This is a genomic window from Nitrosomonas sp. Nm51, from assembly GCF_900111165.1.
Lineage (GTDB): Bacteria > Pseudomonadota > Gammaproteobacteria > Burkholderiales > Nitrosomonadaceae > Nitrosomonas.
Genome location: NZ_FOGH01000048.1, coordinates 1 through 19,221 on the forward strand (window position 1 = coordinate 1; position 19,221 = coordinate 19,221).

Sequence of the window (19,221 nt, forward strand, 5' to 3'; positions counted from 1 at the left end):
AATTTGTAACGAGCAACTGAACACAAAGCATCAGCAGGAGGCAAAATACCAACTCAGTCTGGTCGACTTATCCACAGATGCGTAGTATCCTGCGCACTGTTTCCCCCTGGTCAAATTTCAACCGTAATGGGTGGTCAATTTTAAACCGGTATCAACAACTCAGGAGACGGGAAGGTAATTCAGCTTCCCATGCTCGCCGGTTAAAACGGTAGCAAAACTCATTGAGATATTCTTGCAAGTAACCTGATGACACTCCGTGATATGTTCCCAGCAAGAATGCCTTAAGGTTGCCAATGGCGATATGCACCCATGGCAACCACTCACCAGTCCGGTGTCCCATGGCAATGCGAATCTTTCGCAGCATTCTGCTGGCGGTTATCCAGGATACGTTTATCTGTTTGGATAAACGCAAGGCAGAAATACCGCCTTTATCCGATGCAACCAGGTAAATTGCCCAGAACCACTTGGATAATGGCAGATTGGTTGAATGAAACAAGGTGCCTGCCGTTAATGAGGTTTGTTTGTGGCATTGACTGCATCCCAATAGCCACGCGTCTTAATACTGTAACCACCATCGTGACCACAGCACGGGCAGCGAAATCCTTCCGGCCAGCGTCGCTCTATTAATGCCTGCACGCAGCCTTCTTCTGTACCGTACCGTTTTTGCCAATCTATCAGCTCATTTCCCGGTCTTTCATCGCCGTTCCTTTACCTCATTGATATCAATAAACAAGATGAGAAATGCTGAGAATAGTTCATAGGCATAAATTTGTATTGATCTGCGCGAAAGTTTTCATAAGAATCTAGTGTTTAATTGCATTAATTCGACATATACTTTTTAAAGAATATCTCATTACAAAACAATTGGTTGATCTGAAAAATAACACACATTATTTTTGCAATTAAACACTAGCACTCTAGCCATTGACAGAACGTTCGTATGTCATCCAGACACCTCTGACTAAAGAAATCTTTAAAAATGTCGTGAAACCACTCACAAAGTATTTATAAAAGACAAACTGAATATTTTTAATTATATGACGTAGCTCAGCACATATTTGAAAAAGCTGAAAAACGTGAAATAGCTTTTAAAAGGCAAACCATTCGAAAGAGTGGGACGCAAAGTGAACGATCTAAAGGTATAGACAACCAAAGATGGCCGCGCTGCAAAGATATTTACACATGTCACATGTTTCACTACAGAATTAAGCGTTGATCAAGAAGCGTTCATTACCATAACTGTCATATGGTATGTCACTGTTAATTATAATCAATTTAATTCATAACTGATATGTAGGTATGTAAAAAAATCATCTTCCAGCCGTCCATCCGCACAGGAGGACCTAGAATGACCCAAAACCGCAAACTATCTGATGATTGTTTGTTTTCAATTAATCCTAAAAAAACAATTATTACTAAAGTCGCCAAGCTTCTTTTCTGGCTAAAGCCGTTATTAGCATACTCCACATACGGTGGTTTTAAACCAAAAGCAGATGATAATATAATATTATATACAATTCACATTGTTAAAATCTTAATGATTTGTACATTATTTGCATTTCTGCTCACCAGCAACCAAGCTTTGCCAAATGTATTTGATGATATAAAAGCCGATATGTTGCTAAACGAAGTCGAATTACTGGATGCTCCTGATCACGGATGGTCCAAAAAAGGAAATATAGTTATGGGTGCCGCAGCCAGAGGGGATGCAACCCCAATCTGGTGGCAGCCCTATGACAAATACTACAAGTCTGCAGCCTACTGGCAAGCCATTACACCTTGGTTTGTCATTTATCCTGGCACAGAGCATGAAGCGACCAACGCTCGCGTTAAAATATCCGATATCAAATTGTTTGTCCTCAAACGAAGTACGAATTCCTGGGAGCAGATTAATGAAGACAGTACAGACCCCAAATGGCAGTATCATATGCCGTATATATCATCAAGTACAGCACGTCAAAAAGTAAATAAACGCATCGAGCCCGACGGTAAAATCTCTTACAAATTGAACGCCGGGTTAAACCCAATTCATGGAGGTATTCGTATACATCAAATTGATGGCGCGGATGTTAAAGCCGTCTATGCACAATTAACTTCGGAACTGATTCTGGATGACCCCGAATCACAAGATGACCGCGCAAAATCTCAATTACTGGTAAGCGTTGGAGCTGACTATTATCCGGATATCGATCTAAGAGTTGAGGATTTTGCTGCTCCGCATAAATATGTTCCTACTATCGGCGCCTCAAGGTTTGGACTAGCCGGAAGAACGCCAAGAATACATCATATGGCTACAATTGATCCACCGGATTCCATCAAAACCGGCTCAAAACTTCCAGATACCTATAAAACTATTTCAATAACTGAATTTGAAGCTAATCCACCCGTTACTGAAATAAGTCCTAATGAGCCCTGATCCAATCATTTAAACGTAACCGTTTTTTTCAATACATGTTTAGTCATTATGGATATCGTAGGGCTAAACGTGTATTTCTCCGTGTTTAAGATTCAAGGTATTGTATTTCCTAACGCGTTATTGCAGGATGAAAATAAACGCCGGCTATGCACTTCTGTTCCGGGTTATGAAAAGTGCATTTTAAAGTCTTCAATAAACTGTTCAACTTGATCAGAATGTAACGCATTGATGCCTGCCGCACTTTTTCGTCCACCGCCAGATGTGAATTTGCGCGCCAGTTGATCGGCAGGCAATGTTTCTCTGCCAAGTGGCGCTCGGATATTCACTGAACAGGTATCGTCAGTACTTTCAGTAATTACGGCATGTGCCCGCTCTGGATGCCGGTTGGCAAGATCATTGATATAAACGCCGTTAATGCGGCGCGCCCATTTTTCATTGTCGAACAAAACCACAGCCGATTTTGAAGATTGATACAAAAATTGACTGCTGTTTGCCTTCGCAACATCTTCTTTGTAACCTGCGTCTAGGGTTTTGAAAATGACTGTGTCTTCATGTAAAAAATCGAAAGGCGATTCATATGGCTGCAAATGCTGATACAGCGTATCCGGATGATAGAATAAATCTGACAGGCTTTTACCATAACTATTGTAGTTGATATACATACCGAGGCGCTGAAGCATCGCCAGCGAATCATTGCTGTACCCCGATTCTTGTCCCAGCGACATGGCCGCCGTATTCATATTGTCGCCGAACGCGGCAACCAGCGCCCATGCACGAAACCGGCCGCCAATATGCTGATCTACGATCAGGCCCGTACACACGTTTGGTAACTGATCGTTGATAACCGTTTTCAACCTGGGATGGTTCACAAGAGTGCCGCAATAATGATGGTCGAAGTATTCAATAGACGCTCCCTGATTTAGCAGCCGCTGTACATCAGACCGGTTTTTGTCAAAAGAAATATCCAAAACACTGATATGGTCATCAGGTGTTGCATCAATGCGCTTAAGCAGCTCAATGTCTCGCTTAACACCTGTAACAAGCTGTGACTTCTGCGGGTTGGCCTTGCGTAATTGTATCAATGCGCAAATACCGTCGGCATCGCCGTTAAAGACATCAATATAATTCATTGCCGATTGCCCCGATGAACAAATTCACAATTGTTTCAAGATCGTTTCAGCAGCTGCCTGCGGGGATAGCACAGTTGTTTGAATATGAATCTCTGGTGATACAGGTGGTTCATATGGACTGTCGATCCCGGTAAAATTTCTTAATACACCGCTGCGAGCCTTGGCATAAAGGCCTTTTACATCGCGGCGCTCGCACTCAGCCAGATTAGTGTCGACAAAAACCTCAATAAACTCGCCTGCCGCAAACAAATCGCGCGCCACACGGCGTTCGCTGCGGAATGGAGAAATAAAGCTGACCAACACAATCAATCCTGCATCAACCATAAGTCTGGCTACTTCAGATACACGGCGGATATTCTCTACACGGTCAGCTTCGGTAAAACCCAGGTCACGGCATAAGCCATGCCTGATATTATCGCCATCAAGCAAATACGTATGCTTGTTTCCCTGGTGCAAGTGTTTTTCCAGCAAATTGGCAATCGTTGATTTACCTGAGCCGGACAGGCCGGTAAACCAGATACATTTCGGTATTTGCCGTTTCTGAACAGACCGCGCTGTCTTGTCAATTGCCAAGTTCTGCCATTGCAGGTTAGTAGCGCGACGCAGAATAAAATCGATTGTTCCCGAACCAGCCTGCTCGCCTGTCTGCCAGTCCGTCAAAAAAAATTTCAAATCGCCGCTATTACTCTGGCGTTTAAACATCAATGGTTCATTTGTATACAAATTTACTCTGCCAGCTTCATTCATATTTAATGTTCGAGCGGCCAAACGCGCACCAGAAACAATGTCTGTACGGTATTTAATCGCTGTCACCGTGGCCGCCATTTCCCTACCGGCAAGACTGATTCGATATTGACGGCCTGGCATTAAGGGCTGTTTACTGGCCCACTTGAGCTCGGCCTCAAATTGATTGGCTGTTTCAGGTAGATATTCGTCCACAGTTTCAATCAGTGTATTTCTGGACTGGCAATATGCGCACTGCTCCTGCCATTGAATGGTCTGTCGATTACATGCCGTGCAGACATAATTTGTACCCATTGAATTATCGATATTCACGTTGTCATCATCAGTCAAAACTCAAATTCTGCAATTTAGCATCTGCAGCAGATAGCGTCCATAGCCGTTATTGGTCAATTGCCTCGCCAACGTCTCAAGTTGTACTTCGTCTATCCAGCCCTGCCTATACGCGATCTCTTCCGGACATGCAATCTTGAGCCCCTGCCGTTGTTCAATAGTGGCAACAAAATGACTCGCTTTCAGCAGCGATTCATGCGTCCCGGTATCCAGCCACGCATACCCGCGTCCCATTATCTCCACATGCAGCGACGCCTGTTCCAGGTATAATTGGTTCACATCGGTAATTTCCAGTTCGCCACGCTGAGAAGGACGAATGCTCTTGGCAAAATCAACAACCTGATTATCATAGAAATACAAACCGGTCACCGCATAGTTCGATTTTGGATTGCGCGGCTTCTCTTCCAGGTTGATTGCGTGCCCTTTCGAATCAAACTCAACAACGCCGTAGCGTTCTGGAGCCAGCACATGATACGCAAATATGCTGGCACCCGACGGACGTTTCATGGCGTTGAGAAGCAAATGATGCAGATCATGGCCGTAAAAAATATTATCACCCAGAACCAGTGCCGAATAATCATTGCCGATATACGATTCGCCAATCAAAAAAGCTTCAGCCAGCCCGCCTGGTACCGGCTGAACAGCGTAGTTGATATTCAATCCCCACTGATGCCCGTCTCCCAGCAACCGCTCATAGTGCGATATATCCACCGGTGTCGATATCACCAGCAAATCGCGGATACCCGCCAGCATCAGAGTACTGAGTGGATAATACACCATCGGCTTGTCAAAAACCGGCAACAATTGCTTGGATGTTACTTGCGTCACAGGATATAGCCGGGTACCCGAGCCACCCGCCAGTACAATTCCTTTTCTTTGCCGTTCAAGCTGTTGCGTTTGTTTTGATTGTGTCGTATCAATCATTTTATAAAACAGTTGTCAGTTTACTGATATAAAATAAAGCATCTTACTAAATCAAAAAAGTTTCATGGAAGGATCGGCTGCGACATATTGTCGCATTGAAATGCCCGTAACAAGCAAAGATAATAATATATTTCCAGGGGATGTCGCCATGTGTTATGTGCATACTGTTTATTTAACAGGCAGTGAATGAACGTTAAGAAAATGCCGGATTATGCCTGATAAACAAACATCATGGGCCTTGTCATCTATAATCCGGTATTAGCTCCGCTGCACCGGAAGATATTCTCCGTCAAACAACCAGCTATCTACAAATCAAGAAAAAAGTGATAAAAACATGTTTTGGCGACAACAGAAAAACTAAATTAAGCAGTTTCATCTCTGTCAAAACCATCGAGTTGTTATGCCAAATTTTTTAATAGCAGCATTGTTTTATTTCGGCGAAGGATTGAGTACTATCGGCAATTCCTATGAATAAAAAATTTTTTTCTAATTCTAGCGCTTCTGTATTTAATGTCTCAATATTTGTATGTGCTTTAATTTTATTTGCTTGCGACAGTCAGCCGACCAGTAATGAACCCGGCCAGGCACTGGTGCGTGTGGATGGCGAGGAAATCACAGTTATTCAGCTGAATGATGAATTGGGCCATGCTAAAGTACAGGCCAGCCAGGTAGAGCAGGCAAAAAAACAGCTTTTGGAATCCATGATTGACCGTCAATTAATGATTGCAGAAGCCAAACGCAGCCAGCTTGACCGTGCGCCGAATGTCATGCGTGCGATTGAACGCGCCAAAATGCAGATTATTGCGCAGTCATACATGCAAACAATATTAAGTCACGTAAACAAACCATCAGAGACGGAAATCAGTCAGTTCTACCGGGAGCATCCGGAACTGTTTTCTCAGCGAAAAAAATATCACCTGACTTTTTTACGATTTTCCGCAAACAACCTAAACGACACGTTGAATGCTGCCATTAACTCAGCAAAATCACTGGATGATGTTGCTAAATTGCTGGACAAACATGAGATTTCATATTTGCGAGACGCAATAATACGTACTACTATGGGCATGTCGCCACAAATGATTGCAAAGCTGCAGGCGACCAAAAAAGGCGAAATGCTTCTTGTAAATGAAAATACAAGCAACCTGATGATACTTGTAGAAAATATTGAAAACGATCCAGTATCAATTGAAGATGTTAAATTACAGATTTCAATGCATTTGCTGAACCAAAAGCGCCGCGAAGCTGCAAAAACCGCAATAGCGCAATTGCGCGCCGAGGCGAATATCGAATACCTGCACGCCACGGCCGAAAGCAAAGACAAAGACGAAACCGGTAGCGCATCTCAATCCTTAGCGCGACCATTGGCCGACGACGGAAACAAACAGCTTGTGGATGATACGCTGCTGCAAAATGAATCGATCGAGCGCGGCATTGGCGGCTTGAGATAATCTTGCGGAATTTATTATTGGTTGGCATTAAATTTAACAGCGAAAAATGGTGAAATTGCTTTATTGGAGTGCAGGCTTGTTACTGTATGGTCTATCGATTGGTTTTAGCCATGCCGATTCAAAAGATATCAATACAAGCTTATTTAGTTCGGGAGATCTTTTAAAGATCATTGTGTACGGCAATCCTGATCTCACACTTGAAACCAAAGTGAATGAGTCCGGAAAAATAACTTTTCCTTTATTAGGAGAAATAACAATTGATGGCCTGACGCCGAATGCAGCCGAGAAAAAAATTGCTGACATGCTCCAAAATCAGGGCTTTCTGCGAAAACCACAGGTCACAATTCTGACTACGACGCTGTATAGCCAGCAAATCTCTGTACTTGGACATGTTCATAATCAGGGGCGCTACGCCATTGAAGGTCAGCGAAGCTTAACGGATGTACTTGCCATGGCAGGCGGCATCAGCTCGGATGGCGGGAATACTGTAACGTTAATTCGCACTGAGGATAATCATTTCGTAAAAGAGGAAATAGACGTGCTTGCCATCTTTCAGTCTGGTGATATGCGCCTGAATCCAACCATACGCGGAGGGGACCTTATCTATGTCCCAATAGCCCCTCGCTTTTATATTTATGGCGAAGTGCAGCGACCGGGATTTTATCGGCTGGAACCCAACATGACCGTCGTTCAGGCGCTTTCTACCGGTGGCGGACTTAATCAACGTGGCACAGAGCGCGGTGTACGGATTCAGCGCCGCGACGCTGAGGGCGCACTGCAAGTGATCAAAGTAAAGCCGGATGATTTAGTACGGCCAGATGATGTTGTTTATATTCAGGAAAGCTTATTTTAAATGACAGCTTTTTTACATGATTATCAACCCGTGGGCTTCATAGCGTATCCCATATGAATTTTTTGCAATTAATTCGTATCTTGCAAGCACGTTATAAAATAATGCTGCTTATATTTCTTGTTACTGTACTCACAACACTCGTAGTCAGCTTGTTGCTTCCAAAATCATACAAAGCAACAACAACTGTCATGCTTACGAGCAAAGGTGTAGACCCCGTTACAGGCCATACTCTGCCGGTTCAATTAATGCATGGTTTTATGGCCACGCAGCTGGATGTCATCACCAGTACCAGAACTGCATTATTGGTAGTGGACCGGTTAAAACTCGACCAGCACACAACCATCAGACAGCAGTTCGAGAAAGCAAATGAAGGAGGCAGTATTCGTCACTGGCTGGCCGCCTTGCTTGTAAAAAACTTGCATGTGGAGCCTTCGCGTGAAAGTAACGTGATTACTATTAGTTTTAAAGGCACCGATCCGGAATTTGTCACTACCATAACCAATGCTTTCGCAACTGCATATCAGGAAATGAGCATCCGGTTATCTGTAGAACCTTCACAGCAGGCTTCAGCTTATTTATCAAATCAACTAAATGTTTTACGTGACAAACTCGAGATGGCGCAAAAAAAAGTATCGCAATTTCAGCAGGATGAAGGGATTGTTGATGTAGATAACCGTCTTGATATTGAAACGCGCCGATTAAACGAGCTTGCCAGCAAACTGACATTGGTACAAAGTGATGTGATGGGTTCCGGGGAAGACAGCGATACGCGTACCGATGGAGGGCACAGTGTCGTGACTAACACTTTGATTAACGGACTCAAAGCCAACCTGGTTCAGGCCAAGGCGAAATTAGCAGACACCCAGCAACGCTTTGGCAAAAATCATCCTGAATATGAGGGCGCGAAAGCACAGGTCGTAAAAATCAAGACTGAGCTGGCTAAACATACCAAAATCACATCACAAAAAGCAATCAGTCGAGAAGCTGAAATTCGAGAAGCGTTGGAAATACAGAAAAACAGGGTGCTGGCTTTGCAGCAAGCGCGTAATGAACTTAAGCTGTTGTTAAGGGAAGCTGAAGGCGCGCAACATGCCTATGACAGTGCATTGCAGTATCTGAATAGGACCAGCCTGGAAGGCCGTTCCAATCTTTCGAGTGTTTCCGTTCTCGACCCCGCTACTACCCCAACAAGTCATGACAGTCCGAATTTGCAGTTAAATCTAATATTATCGATTTTTCTTGGCAGCTTGCTCGGTGTATTTCTTGGTTTACTGGTTGAAATGGTCGACCGGCGTGTCCGCTCAACGGAAGACCTGAATGATGTATTGCAATACCCTATTCTGGGCAATATTGATATGCGGCCACAACAAACCAGACATTTTCGTTTACCGCTGCTGCGATACATTCAAAGAGCAACCGGTTAATAATGGATATCTTATGAGTATCTCAATTCCACCGGCAATTCAGTTTGTTAAAACGCAAAACACGGTTTCTTTGACTGATTCCATTCAACGTCATACACTGCGTATTGGTCAGATTCTTCTAGAAATGGGCAAAATAACCCGGGAAGACACTGAAAGAATTCTCCAGTTACAAAAAAAGAATCAGATACGGTTTGGGGAAGCTGCAAAACAGCTTGGGTTAGTTTCAGATATTGACGTTCAACATGCAATGACCTATCAGTTTGGCAGTTCACATCAGTTACCAAAACAGGCGGGTACGACACCGGAGTTGCCAGTTATCGATCAACCCGGCGGCACCCTGGCGGAGTCCATTCGTTCTGTTCGAACGCAGTTGATGCTGCGTGGGTTTCCATCCAAGCAGAATGTGTTAGCCGTGGTTGGAGTCAGGCAGGACTGTGGAACAAGCCGCTTTGCCGCCAATCTTGCCGCCTTATACTCGCAACTGGACAAACGAACATTGCTGATTGACGCAAATTTTAGAAATCCTGTTCAGCATCAGATATTTGGTCTGACTGACAAACACGGTTTGTCCGACATGCTGGCCGGTCACACTGTAATAACCGACGTTATGGTCACAATAGAGTCGTTGCCAAACCTTACAATCTTGCCGGCCGGGACACTGCCACCGCACTCCTCGGAATTACTCGGCATGTCTACGTTCAACAGCACACACGAATTGCTGGCGGGTCAATTTGACGTCGTGTTATACGACACGCCCGGATATATGGAAAGTACCGATGCACTTCTGATTGCCAATAACTGCGACTACGTCTTGCTGGCGGTGCATAAGAATCAATCCCGTCTGGATGATGTCATTGCCGTCAGCAAACAAATGGCCGACAACGGCACCACAATCATAGGTACAGTTCTAGTCGACTACTAGCTAGCGTAAAAGGATATTTTCATCATGCCTTTTTCCAACACTCACCGGGAAAACCGAAAAGCTGCATTCATTTTCTGGTCACCGGTCTTGATCGGATTAGCGGTGTTGTTTCTTCCCACCTTTTATGATCTTGCCAATGGATTGTGGAAAGATGACGAACAAGTACATGGCCCCATCATTTTAGCACTTTCCATCTGGCTCATTTATCGAAAATGGCCGCAAATGATAACGCGTAGTGAAGGCAGCATACCTGCCGCAAGCGGCTGGTTTGTGTTGACTGTTGCACTGGCACTATACGCCATTGGCCGTTCACAGCAAATTCTGATATTTGAAATCGGATCGTTTATTGTAACCCTGGCAGCGATTCTATTAATCACTCGCGGCACTGCAGCGCTTAAGGCCCTCTGGTTTCCGCTATTTTTTATGCTGTTCATGATCCCGCTTCCAGGCCCGATTGTCAGCATGCTGACAATGCCGATGAAAATGGCCGTATCTTATGTTGCGGAGCATATTTTGTTTTGGGCGGATTATCCGATTGCACGTAATGGCGTTATCCTCCAGATAGGACAATACCAGCTGCTCGTAGCGGATGCATGCGCCGGCCTGCAAACGTTGTTAACGCTGGAGGCGCTGGGATTGTTTTACTTGAATCTGGTACAGCATTCTTCGGTTTTTCGTAACGTGGCGCTGGTCATCCTGATTATACCGATCTCATTTGCCGCTAATGTCATACGCGTCATTGCACTTACATTGATTACCTATCACTACGGGGATGCCGCCGGTCAAGGATTCATGCACGGATTTGCGGGTATGGTCTTATTTATCAGTGCGCTGATCTTGATCTTAAGCGTGGACTCATGTCTGCATTATATCTCGAAACACCGCATGAGAAGCTCGGCAGCGCCTGCATGAACTCACCTGACACCCGGAGAATATGATGAAGAAGCCTGTATTGATTAGCCTGAGCCTGAGTATATTGATGATATCCACCGCCTCTCTGACGACGGCAATGACGCCCACTACCAAAATTGCAGATTTGAGAGATGCCATTAATCTCGAAGCGCTGATTCCGGTATCGTTTAATGACTGGAAAATTGATTCATCCATCATCCCGTTGCAAGTCGACCCCAAGACCCAGGCGCAACTGGATAAATTATACAATCAAACACTGGCAAGAACCTATGTTAACTCCCAGGGTGACCGCGTTATGCTTTCAGTGGCTTATGGGGGCGACCAGAGTGATCACTTATCCCTGCACAAGCCGGAAACCTGTTATCTGGCACAGGGTTTCGAAATCAAACAAAATACCGCCGGAGAAATAGCCACGCAGTATGGCAATCTGCCTGGCAGGCGGCTGCTGGCTACGCGCGGCAATCGCAACGAACCGATAACTTATTGGGTGACGATAGGCGATAAAGCCGTCTTGCCCGGCATCAACCAGAAGTTACAACAAATTCGCTACGGTTTGTCCGGAAATGTACCAGACGGGATGCTGGTGCGTGTATCAACACTTGGTTCGAATGCCGATCAAGCATACCAGATACAGGATTTTTTTATACAGGATATGCTGTCATCCATAGATGTCAAGATGCGCAGCAGGCTGACTGGAACAGTCGATCTGTAACACTGAAAAACTGAAAACGGCTGCAGTCCGGTCAACAAAATGAACCTTCTATCTGCTTCAGGCAACCGTCCGGGCCTGCCATTATTCATTACGGCACTCAGTATACCGCTTGCTCTGTTCTTCGGACTGATTGCTGTAACCGCAGATCCAATATCCATAGGCTTCGCAGCCGCCCTGGTTCTTGGCTCTGCCTTTTTAGTCAAACCCGACTGGATCATCTGGCTGATATTGATATCCGGTTTGCTGGTAACCGGTATTCTGCCGCTGTTCATACATGAAGGCGTTGCAGCCAGAAGTGCATGGAGCGTTTCGATACTCGGTTTTTTTCTGATGAGCGTTGCTTTTCTTAAGCTTTTGTCAACGCCCGCCATAATAAAAGAAACGCCTGCTTTCATCTGGGTCGCGTTAATATTTTTTATTTATGCAATCATATGTTCACTGGCAAGCTGGCATTCGACTGGTGAATTTTTTGGTGGTGTTAAACGCTACTTTCAGATGTGGGGGTTCATCTTTGCATTATGCTGGTTGAGCCTGGATGCGCAAAAAATACGACGCTGGCGTATATTTATTTTATGTATCGCCATAGCACAACTGCCGCTTGCAATTTACCAGCTGATCACATGGGTTCCTTTCCGGGAAAGCATCAAAAACGCTTATCCTCATATGGTGCCGGTTGATGTCGTTGCAGGCACATTCGGTTCGAGCATTACCGGTGGCGGCGCGAGTGGCGAGATGGCTGTATTCCTGATCATTATGTTGGGATTTCTGTTGGCACGGCGTATTGAAAATTTGCTGCCGGCCGGCTATTTTTTCGTGCTAGTGCTCACCATTGCTGCACCGTTGTTTTTAGGCGAAACAAAAGTCGTACTTATTATGTTACCGCTCATGTTCGCAGTGCTCTACCGCCATAGAATAGTAAAACAGCTGCGATACTGGCTGCTGAGTTTCTCTGTTGTCATGTTGATTACAGTCACCGCCGGTTACACTTATTTGAACTTTATGCCGGAAAAAAGCAAGGAAGAACTTGTTTCCGACACAATTGCATATAATTTTCAGGACAAAGGTTACGGCGGTTACTATTTGAACCGGACCACAGCCATTACTTTTTGGGCACAAAATCAAGATGCCGGTGATCCGGTATCATTTTTTTTCGGAAATGGATTGGGCGCCTCTCATACTGCCACACGCGGGCATATCGCCACTCATTATCCGAATTATGGAATTAATTTGACCGCTACGCCCACACTGCTCTGGGACCTGGGAGTTTTTGGTTTTCTGTTATTTATAACCATACTGATATTGGCCTGGCGTTGTGCTAACCGATTAATACGAGAATCGGCTTCTCCAGTTGTCCGTGCTGATGCAGCAGCCATACAAGCCGCCATGGCAATCTTTGCCTTTTATTTGTTTTACCGTGTCGGTATTCTGGAACTCTTGAGTTTTCAGATTGTATTTACTGCCTTGCTAGGCTATCTTGCATGGCTGCACCGTCAACATCTATCATCCTTGCGCAAACAAACGGTATGAGCTTGTGATGATGTATTCGGCAACTGAACTCAAGCACAGCGCAATACATTTTTTGAGCGGCAAAGCAGTATCAGCGTTGCTCACACTCATTATCCTATTGCTACTGGTTAGACTGCTGACTACAGAAGAATATGGTATGTATGTGCTTCTGGTCGCAACTATGGAGCTGGCCCTGGCCATATTTTCTTTCGGCTTACCTTGGTTATCGGCGCGTTATTTACCCGAGTGTCGTTTACATGGCAACGGTCAGTTGCTTGTGCAATTTGTGTGGAAGATTATTGCATTGTTTGCCTTCACGCTTCTGGCTGGCGCTTTTCTGCTTTTTGCTATGACGCAATGGCTGATGCCTGCGGAACTGATGCAGTATGAAACGCCAGCAAAATTATTTTTAGCTGTCCTCTTTCTGGAAGGCTTAAGCAGGCGTATTCGGGAAAACATCTTAGCGTCATTGATGCAACAAAAGCTTGCGCAAATCAGCCTTGCGGCACGTAATTTTATTTTTCTATTACTCATTGGTATTGCCGTTTCTCACGGCAGTATTTATCTCTATTACGTCATACTTGCAGAAATCGCTGCATCTGCATTGGGTTTTCTATTGGTGTTATATGGATTAAATCTGCATCTAAACACTTACCAGAACAAATCAGGAAAAGATAACTGGCAACTGCCAAAGGCGTCAAAAATGTGGCGCGTTGCCCGTAACATGTATTTCAGTCACCTGATCATTTTGACCTACAGCCCTCAAACGCTCATTCTAATAACCCAGCGCTATCTGGGAATAGAAGCCACTGCCTTATTTGGCTTTTTGTGTAAACTATACATGCAGATTGCAAATTATCTTCCGGCGACATTATTATTCAACCTGATCCAGCCTAAACTCGTTGCTTCTTATGTATACTCAGGCAGCATGCATGAATTAACGCGTAATGCAAATCTGGCGGGAAAATTGAGTTTGTTTGTTCTGATGCCCGTGGTGGTTTATGTCTGGCTTACAGGAGATGAACTGCTCAACTTAATAAGTGACGGTAAATTTACGCAGGCCGGCGATTATTTAACCGGCCTGATGTTTGCGATGATTCCGCTTAGTCAGCACCGGATTTTAACAACCATCGTGGTTGCTATCGATAAAAATCATATTGTCTTGTGGGGCAGCATTCTTGGTGTTCTTTCACTACCCCTTGCTTATGGTTTGTTGGAGGCAAATCAGGGACTGTGGGGACCGATCAGCGCCATTATTATCAGTCAGCTGCTATTTAACGCCACGATTATTTCCTTTTTAATGCACAATACGGCCTACCGCCCGGATAGCTCCGGACTCATTAAATTGATTCTGGCGGCAACAGGCGGTTTCTTTCTGGCGCAATTGTCTGTTTTTCAGACCCAAGGCTGGACCAACCTGCTTATCCTTGCACTGCTAGTGCCTGCATTCTTTTTACTGACAGCTTATTTCTTCAAACCTTTTAAAGTTGAGGAACGGGAAAGACTGAATGGCTTTGTCAATAAAAAAGTGTTCTACTGGTAGCCTGCATGATTGCCGAGTTTCACAAAAAGAATAACTACCCTATTACTATCAATATGATATTGCACTAGAAACCCTATTCATCAAGGGGTTTTTAATAGCAACAAACCATATTATTATGTCTTTAAAAGGTAATTGTAAAAATGACATATTGGAGAGTTTTATGGTGACAACCTGTTGTATATCTCATACTCTATCCTTTTTATACCCTTTACATATCAAATTTCGGCAATCGCATTTTATATTTGTCAATATAAACAATGTAATAAGAGAGTGTAAACCAAAGTTTGAAAAATAAAAGGTATAAAATGAGGGTTTCACCCCTCATTTTAAAAAGGATAGAGTATGAGATAACTTCTACGGCTGAAGCCATTTTCCGTCTGAAGACGGAGGTTTTATACCAAAAAAACGGGACAACAAATGAAAACCAAAAAAAACACGACAATGTCTGCCGTGTTTCCAGTACCCTTATCGAATGCTAATAGAGGAAGAGGAAATCTATATTTCCCGCCACCTTCAACCAGATCCGATATTTGAATTGAGTTCGTTTTCTTAGGCTGCCGTTCCTTCTTGCTCTGGTTTCTTACGGCTACGCAAGAAGAAGAATGCTGCGAAAGCAACAAGCACAACGTACGGCAACACATCCGTAAACCAATTAATTGGCAGTCCTTCACCAACTGAGAATGGAAAAACCGAAACCCATTCCTGATCATTACCCGTTACAGTCACCACACCCGCAAACATTCCTTTCTCTGGAAATGAATGCTCAACCAGAATGGTGGCATTCGGATATACTTCAGGCGGCAGGTGATAGATTGTCATGTTCTCTAAATCCTCATCCGATATCTTTTCCAGATCCTTTGATGTGGTACTGGTAGTGATCTTAAGGGGGGTCGTACTGCGCACAATCCGCACTTCTGTCGCAAATGGACGAAGTTCATCATTGATATAATCCAGTGCTACAACTGTTTTGCCAATCTCTGGGATATCCTCGCAAAACTCTTCTTCCTGCGACATTGGCTGGTAACCTGTAAAGTGAATTGTGTAAGGCCCTACTGTCAAAATACATAAATCATCTTCCAGCGCCAGCCCACCGTGAGCATGGACCTGTCCAGAAAAAATAATGCCTGATACGACCACCATTGAAACTAAAAATTTTTTTATCATTTTGAAACTCATCATGTTCACCTGCAAAAAGGGTTATTATAAATCTTTATTAAAAAATTTTGTTTACAAAGTTGTTTTTTTTCTTTTAGCGGCCATCCAGTTTTTGAATCGTTTGGATCTGAAGAGTTTGTAACCAATCAGCGCTATCAGCAACAACCCAACCACAGGACCGATCGTAGCCCTGAATACTTCCGCGTAATTCACCATGTCCACGCGCAAATGATATACGTACTTTAACGGTTGCACGCCCTCCGCCGTTACAACCAGCAAATGCCTGCCATCTTCCAATTCCTGCTGTGTGTTGATAACTCCATCCGTATATATGCTCGAACGAATGTCGGCAATTACATCGCCATCTTCTCTTCCGCCACGTATCAGCTTTATACCAACCGGTATCTCACGCAACATCGGTTCCACCAAGTCCACCACCAGCACCGTGTTGCCTGCCGCAGGTATGTCCGTGCAATAATGCCCGGCAATATCTATCTGTGGCTGATAAACACTCAAATGTATCATGTTCTCGCCTACCCGGCGCATGCAGCTGTCATCCTCCAGCGCTTCTGCTCCATGTGCAAATACCGCGCCTGTATACAACGCCGCAGCACATATTATAACCGTCGCGCCAATCTTCCTGGCTCGCTTTAACACTATCTCTCCTCCTGTGCAGTGCGCATCATCCGTTTACAATACTCGCCCGCAGTCTCGTCCCTTTATCCGTCTCTTTCGTCAAACAAAAAAGCCGGTACACCGGCTGTCATATGACAGTGGTGTACCGGCGTTGTTGCTTGTTACTTGTTACTTGTTACTTGTTACTATTTTAGAGTCTGGTAAAGACTGGGATTACCGCTCCAGCAATACTGTTAATGTAACGATTGCCTTCCTCATCCCATGTCATCAACAACCCGCCAAAACGGCTCTCAGGATCACCCAATAACGCCATCAAACGCTGTACTTCCCACAACGCATCCTTGGCTTCCATCTTGACTTCCCGGGTCTCGCCCGGCTCTATCGCCGCGTCATTATTCAATGTCAAACCAGTCGCAACCAGCTCCCTCGGATAATCCGGATCAAGATGCTCACGTCCCAGCTCGTTTACAAAACGCACTCCCGCCGTCGTGAACTCGCCTATGTTAATCGCCGTGTCACCATTGTTGGTAATGTCCATGGTCACCCGCAACGCACGTCCAGGTACATCATAGTTAGCATGCGTTACCTTGATCGCAACAGGATTCGGCTCTATCGGCAACGGCTCTATCTTGGACTCACCCGCCTGTATCGGAATGGTATATGGATGCTTGCTCTCCGTATAACGGTAACCACCCCATACCAGCGCACACGTCAGTATCGCAACTCCCCAGGCCACCTTACGATCCATCGGATCCAGCAACAGGTCGTCTCCGTACGCCAGCAATACCCGGCTGCGCGGCAAAAACATCGGACGCGCTACATAGTAACCAATCCAGAAAATACCCAGACCCGTCCATAATATGTGCCAGAATATTCCATTGGCAAAGTTGAACGTCTCCGTGTCTATGGTCTCTCCCGTCAACGTCTTAACAGGGTTGGTAAAATCATCCCAGCTACCCGTGATGTTCATCCACGATGCAGGACCCGCAATCGGACCCGCTTCCTTCACGTTAACCATCGCGTGCATGTGATGACGGCCAGGTATACGCGCCTTCAGCTTGACTTCAAATTCATAGTCACGGCCAATCACCAACGGCCCTGATATGAACATCGGCTCACCGTTCAGCTTGGTGCTCAAACGCACAAACACCGGACTCGGACTACCTACGTTAAAAAACGCACGATCCGGCTTGCCTACCGCCCGCGGCCAGTCTTCCGCCATGTGAAATTTACCCGTCATCGTCGCTATGTCATTGACCTTGGTAACTTTCGGCTCCCATCTCATGTCATACCATTGAATGGTACGCATGCGCAAAAACGGCTCCTGTGAACGTTCACCATGCGCCGCTACCGGCGTAACGTCTACCGCCACCGTCAACGCTAATGTCGCCGCACCTACCGCCGCTCCATACAGCCCCATGACGCCCAGCTTTAACATGTTCTTTATTTCCATTATTTAATCCTCTCTGCAAATCCTGGTTCACCAAATGCCGTGACGTCTTTCTTCTGTGAAATACGTCCCCTTTCGCCCTTAACAAAATAGAACGCGGTGCAATAGATTTTGCCCAGGTACCACCAGACGCAGAACATCAGCATCGATACAAAGGCCGAGAAGAACGCTGCAATTACCGTCGTGTGTCCACCAAACGTTCGTAATGAGCCCTGCTCAATCAAACGTACATATTCCGGTGTCCCCGTACGCACATACAGAAATCCTGTATAGTCAGCGACTGAAAGCAATACCCCTTCAACTACTACCGGCAAGTGGGTCGGACCAAATATCGGCCAGTTGCCCGGATAAAAGAACAAGCCCCAGAATCCACCACCCAGTAATGCCGTGATCAACCAGTTACCCGTCAACAGCATGATGGTATCCAGCATCAACGCGCCAGGTATCATGGTCGAAGGCAATACAAAGTTGATCGGGTAGTGCGACCACCAGTAAAAACCCCAGTAACGTGTCAGCCATTCTCCTGTCAACAGGCAAACAATACACAGGGTCGCTCCATACGGTAAACGATAATTCACCCATAAATAATACATCAACGCCGCACAGTACATTACACCTACAATCGGTGTCACTACCGGCCACCACTGACGATCTTTCCAGTCAAGCCAGAAATCCCAGTCTCCTGCCAACAGCATAAAGTGCATGTGGAATGTTCCAACCAACAGAATACACAGAATCGGAAAATATACCGCATCAATGTATCTGGACATTCTGATCGCTTCCGGCGGCATCTTCGCCGCCGCTAAAATTTCGTCTGTTCTGCTCACTAGACTCTCCCTTCGTTTGTTTCGTGTGATATTAATTTTAATAACATGACGATTCCTTACTGTCTTCTACGGCTCTCTCAGCAGTACGCTCTCCCTACTCCCTCAGGCACTATACCGCTTAACCATCGCCTCCACTCTTCACAAGCAGAGACGATGATAGCTAGCCTAGCTTAAGGAACAATCCGGTTGTTCAGGATTTCTTTGCTCTGGTTGTTCCAGATTACGTCCGTCAGGTTAGAGTAGCGCGTAATAATCTGCGCCGCTATACCACCTGAAAACAATCCAG

Annotated in this window: 16 protein-coding genes, 2 pseudogenes and 1 riboswitch; of the genes and pseudogenes, 9 read left to right on the forward strand and 9 right to left on the reverse strand. The window is 45.1% G+C overall.

What is annotated here, in order from left to right; genetic code table 11:
• Positions 1 to 151: 151 nt before the first annotated feature.
• Positions 152 to 678, reverse strand: a pseudogene (locus tag BMY60_RS12445) (transposase).
• Between the two features lie 406 nt (positions 679 to 1,084).
• Positions 1,085 to 1,172, forward strand: a riboswitch (cyclic di-GMP riboswitch).
• Positions 1,173 to 1,348: 176 nt separating this feature from the next.
• On the opposite strand from BMY60_RS12445, the gene BMY60_RS12450 reads away from it, so the two are divergent.
• The gene (locus tag BMY60_RS12450) at positions 1,349 to 2,416 is read left to right on the forward strand and encodes a hypothetical protein (RefSeq protein ID WP_090334038.1); all 1,068 of its coding nucleotides are present in this window, start codon (positions 1,349 to 1,351) and stop codon (positions 2,414 to 2,416) included.
• 164 nt (positions 2,417 to 2,580) lie between these two features.
• Here the strand turns inward: BMY60_RS12450 and BMY60_RS12455 are convergent, their stop codons facing one another.
• The 3 genes from BMY60_RS12455 to rfbA are packed head-to-tail and all read right to left on the reverse strand — an operon-like array spanning position 2,581 to position 5,544.
• A complete protein-coding gene (locus BMY60_RS12455; RefSeq protein ID WP_090334040.1) occupies positions 2,581 to 3,546 on the reverse strand; it encodes a DHH family phosphoesterase in 966 nt (321 codons plus the stop codon).
• A gap of 24 nt (positions 3,547 to 3,570) precedes the next feature.
• Positions 3,571 to 4,620, reverse strand: a complete 1,050-nt coding sequence (gene cysC, locus BMY60_RS16355) for an adenylyl-sulfate kinase (RefSeq protein ID WP_256250826.1) — start codon at positions 4,618 to 4,620, stop codon at positions 3,571 to 3,573.
• 3 nt (positions 4,621 to 4,623) lie between these two features.
• Positions 4,624 to 5,544: a glucose-1-phosphate thymidylyltransferase RfbA gene (rfbA, locus tag BMY60_RS12465; protein ID WP_090334042.1), complete on the reverse strand. Its 921-nt coding sequence runs from the start codon at positions 5,542 to 5,544 to the stop codon at positions 4,624 to 4,626.
• A 467-nt stretch (positions 5,545 to 6,011) separates the two neighbouring features.
• On the opposite strand from rfbA, the gene BMY60_RS12470 reads away from it, so the two are divergent.
• Genes BMY60_RS12470 through BMY60_RS12505 form a run of 8 tightly spaced genes read left to right on the forward strand, consistent with a single transcriptional unit; the run spans position 6,012 to position 14,867 of the window.
• Positions 6,012 to 6,995 carry an EpsD family peptidyl-prolyl cis-trans isomerase gene (locus BMY60_RS12470; RefSeq protein ID WP_090334043.1) on the forward strand — a complete coding sequence of 328 codons (984 nt, stop codon included), beginning with the start codon at positions 6,012 to 6,014 and terminating at the stop codon, positions 6,993 to 6,995.
• A gap of 46 nt (positions 6,996 to 7,041) precedes the next feature.
• A complete protein-coding gene (epsE, locus tag BMY60_RS12475; RefSeq protein WP_090334045.1) occupies positions 7,042 to 7,848 on the forward strand; it encodes a polysaccharide export protein EpsE in 807 nt (268 codons plus the stop codon).
• A 53-nt stretch (positions 7,849 to 7,901) separates the two neighbouring features.
• A complete protein-coding gene (gene epsF, locus BMY60_RS12480) occupies positions 7,902 to 9,272 on the forward strand; it encodes a chain length determinant protein EpsF (RefSeq protein WP_090334046.1) in 1,371 nt (456 codons plus the stop codon).
• Between the two features lie 13 nt (positions 9,273 to 9,285).
• The gene (locus BMY60_RS12485) at positions 9,286 to 10,194 is read left to right on the forward strand and encodes a polysaccharide biosynthesis tyrosine autokinase (protein WP_177166671.1); all 909 of its coding nucleotides are present in this window, start codon (positions 9,286 to 9,288) and stop codon (positions 10,192 to 10,194) included.
• 24 nt (positions 10,195 to 10,218) lie between these two features.
• Positions 10,219 to 11,106 carry an exosortase B gene (xrtB, locus tag BMY60_RS12490; RefSeq protein WP_090334048.1) on the forward strand — a complete coding sequence of 296 codons (888 nt, stop codon included), beginning with the start codon at positions 10,219 to 10,221 and terminating at the stop codon, positions 11,104 to 11,106.
• Between the two features lie 25 nt (positions 11,107 to 11,131).
• A complete protein-coding gene (epsI, locus tag BMY60_RS12495; protein WP_090334050.1) occupies positions 11,132 to 11,818 on the forward strand; it encodes an exosortase-associated protein EpsI, B-type in 687 nt (228 codons plus the stop codon).
• A gap of 39 nt (positions 11,819 to 11,857) precedes the next feature.
• Positions 11,858 to 13,345: a hypothetical protein gene (locus BMY60_RS12500; RefSeq protein ID WP_090334051.1), complete on the forward strand. Its 1,488-nt coding sequence runs from the start codon at positions 11,858 to 11,860 to the stop codon at positions 13,343 to 13,345.
• 7 nt (positions 13,346 to 13,352) lie between these two features.
• Entirely contained in the window at positions 13,353 to 14,867 is a 1,515-nt protein-coding gene (locus BMY60_RS12505) for a lipopolysaccharide biosynthesis protein (RefSeq protein WP_090334053.1), read from the forward strand.
• A 549-nt stretch (positions 14,868 to 15,416) separates the two neighbouring features.
• Here the strand turns inward: BMY60_RS12505 and BMY60_RS12510 are convergent.
• The 5 genes and pseudogenes from BMY60_RS12510 to BMY60_RS16725 form a co-directional block, all read right to left on the reverse strand.
• Complete coding sequence (locus tag BMY60_RS12510; protein WP_256250827.1) at positions 15,417 to 16,046, reverse strand: hypothetical protein; 630 nt, start codon at positions 16,044 to 16,046, stop codon at positions 15,417 to 15,419.
• A 48-nt stretch (positions 16,047 to 16,094) separates the two neighbouring features.
• Positions 16,095 to 16,679 (reverse strand): hypothetical protein, encoded by a 585-nt coding sequence (locus BMY60_RS12515; protein ID WP_090334055.1) that lies wholly within the window; start codon positions 16,677 to 16,679, stop codon positions 16,095 to 16,097.
• Between the two features lie 169 nt (positions 16,680 to 16,848).
• On the reverse strand, positions 16,849 to 18,111 hold the full coding sequence (locus tag BMY60_RS12520) for a methane monooxygenase/ammonia monooxygenase subunit B (RefSeq protein WP_090334057.1): 1,263 nt from the start codon (positions 18,109 to 18,111) through the stop codon (positions 16,849 to 16,851).
• Positions 18,111 to 18,935, reverse strand: a complete 825-nt coding sequence (locus BMY60_RS12525; RefSeq protein WP_090334058.1) for a methane monooxygenase/ammonia monooxygenase subunit A — start codon at positions 18,933 to 18,935, stop codon at positions 18,111 to 18,113. The genes BMY60_RS12520 and BMY60_RS12525 overlap by 1 nt, the downstream gene beginning before the upstream one ends.
• A gap of 170 nt (positions 18,936 to 19,105) precedes the next feature.
• Positions 19,106 to 19,221, reverse strand: a pseudogene (locus tag BMY60_RS16725) (methane monooxygenase/ammonia monooxygenase subunit C); the annotation flags it as partial.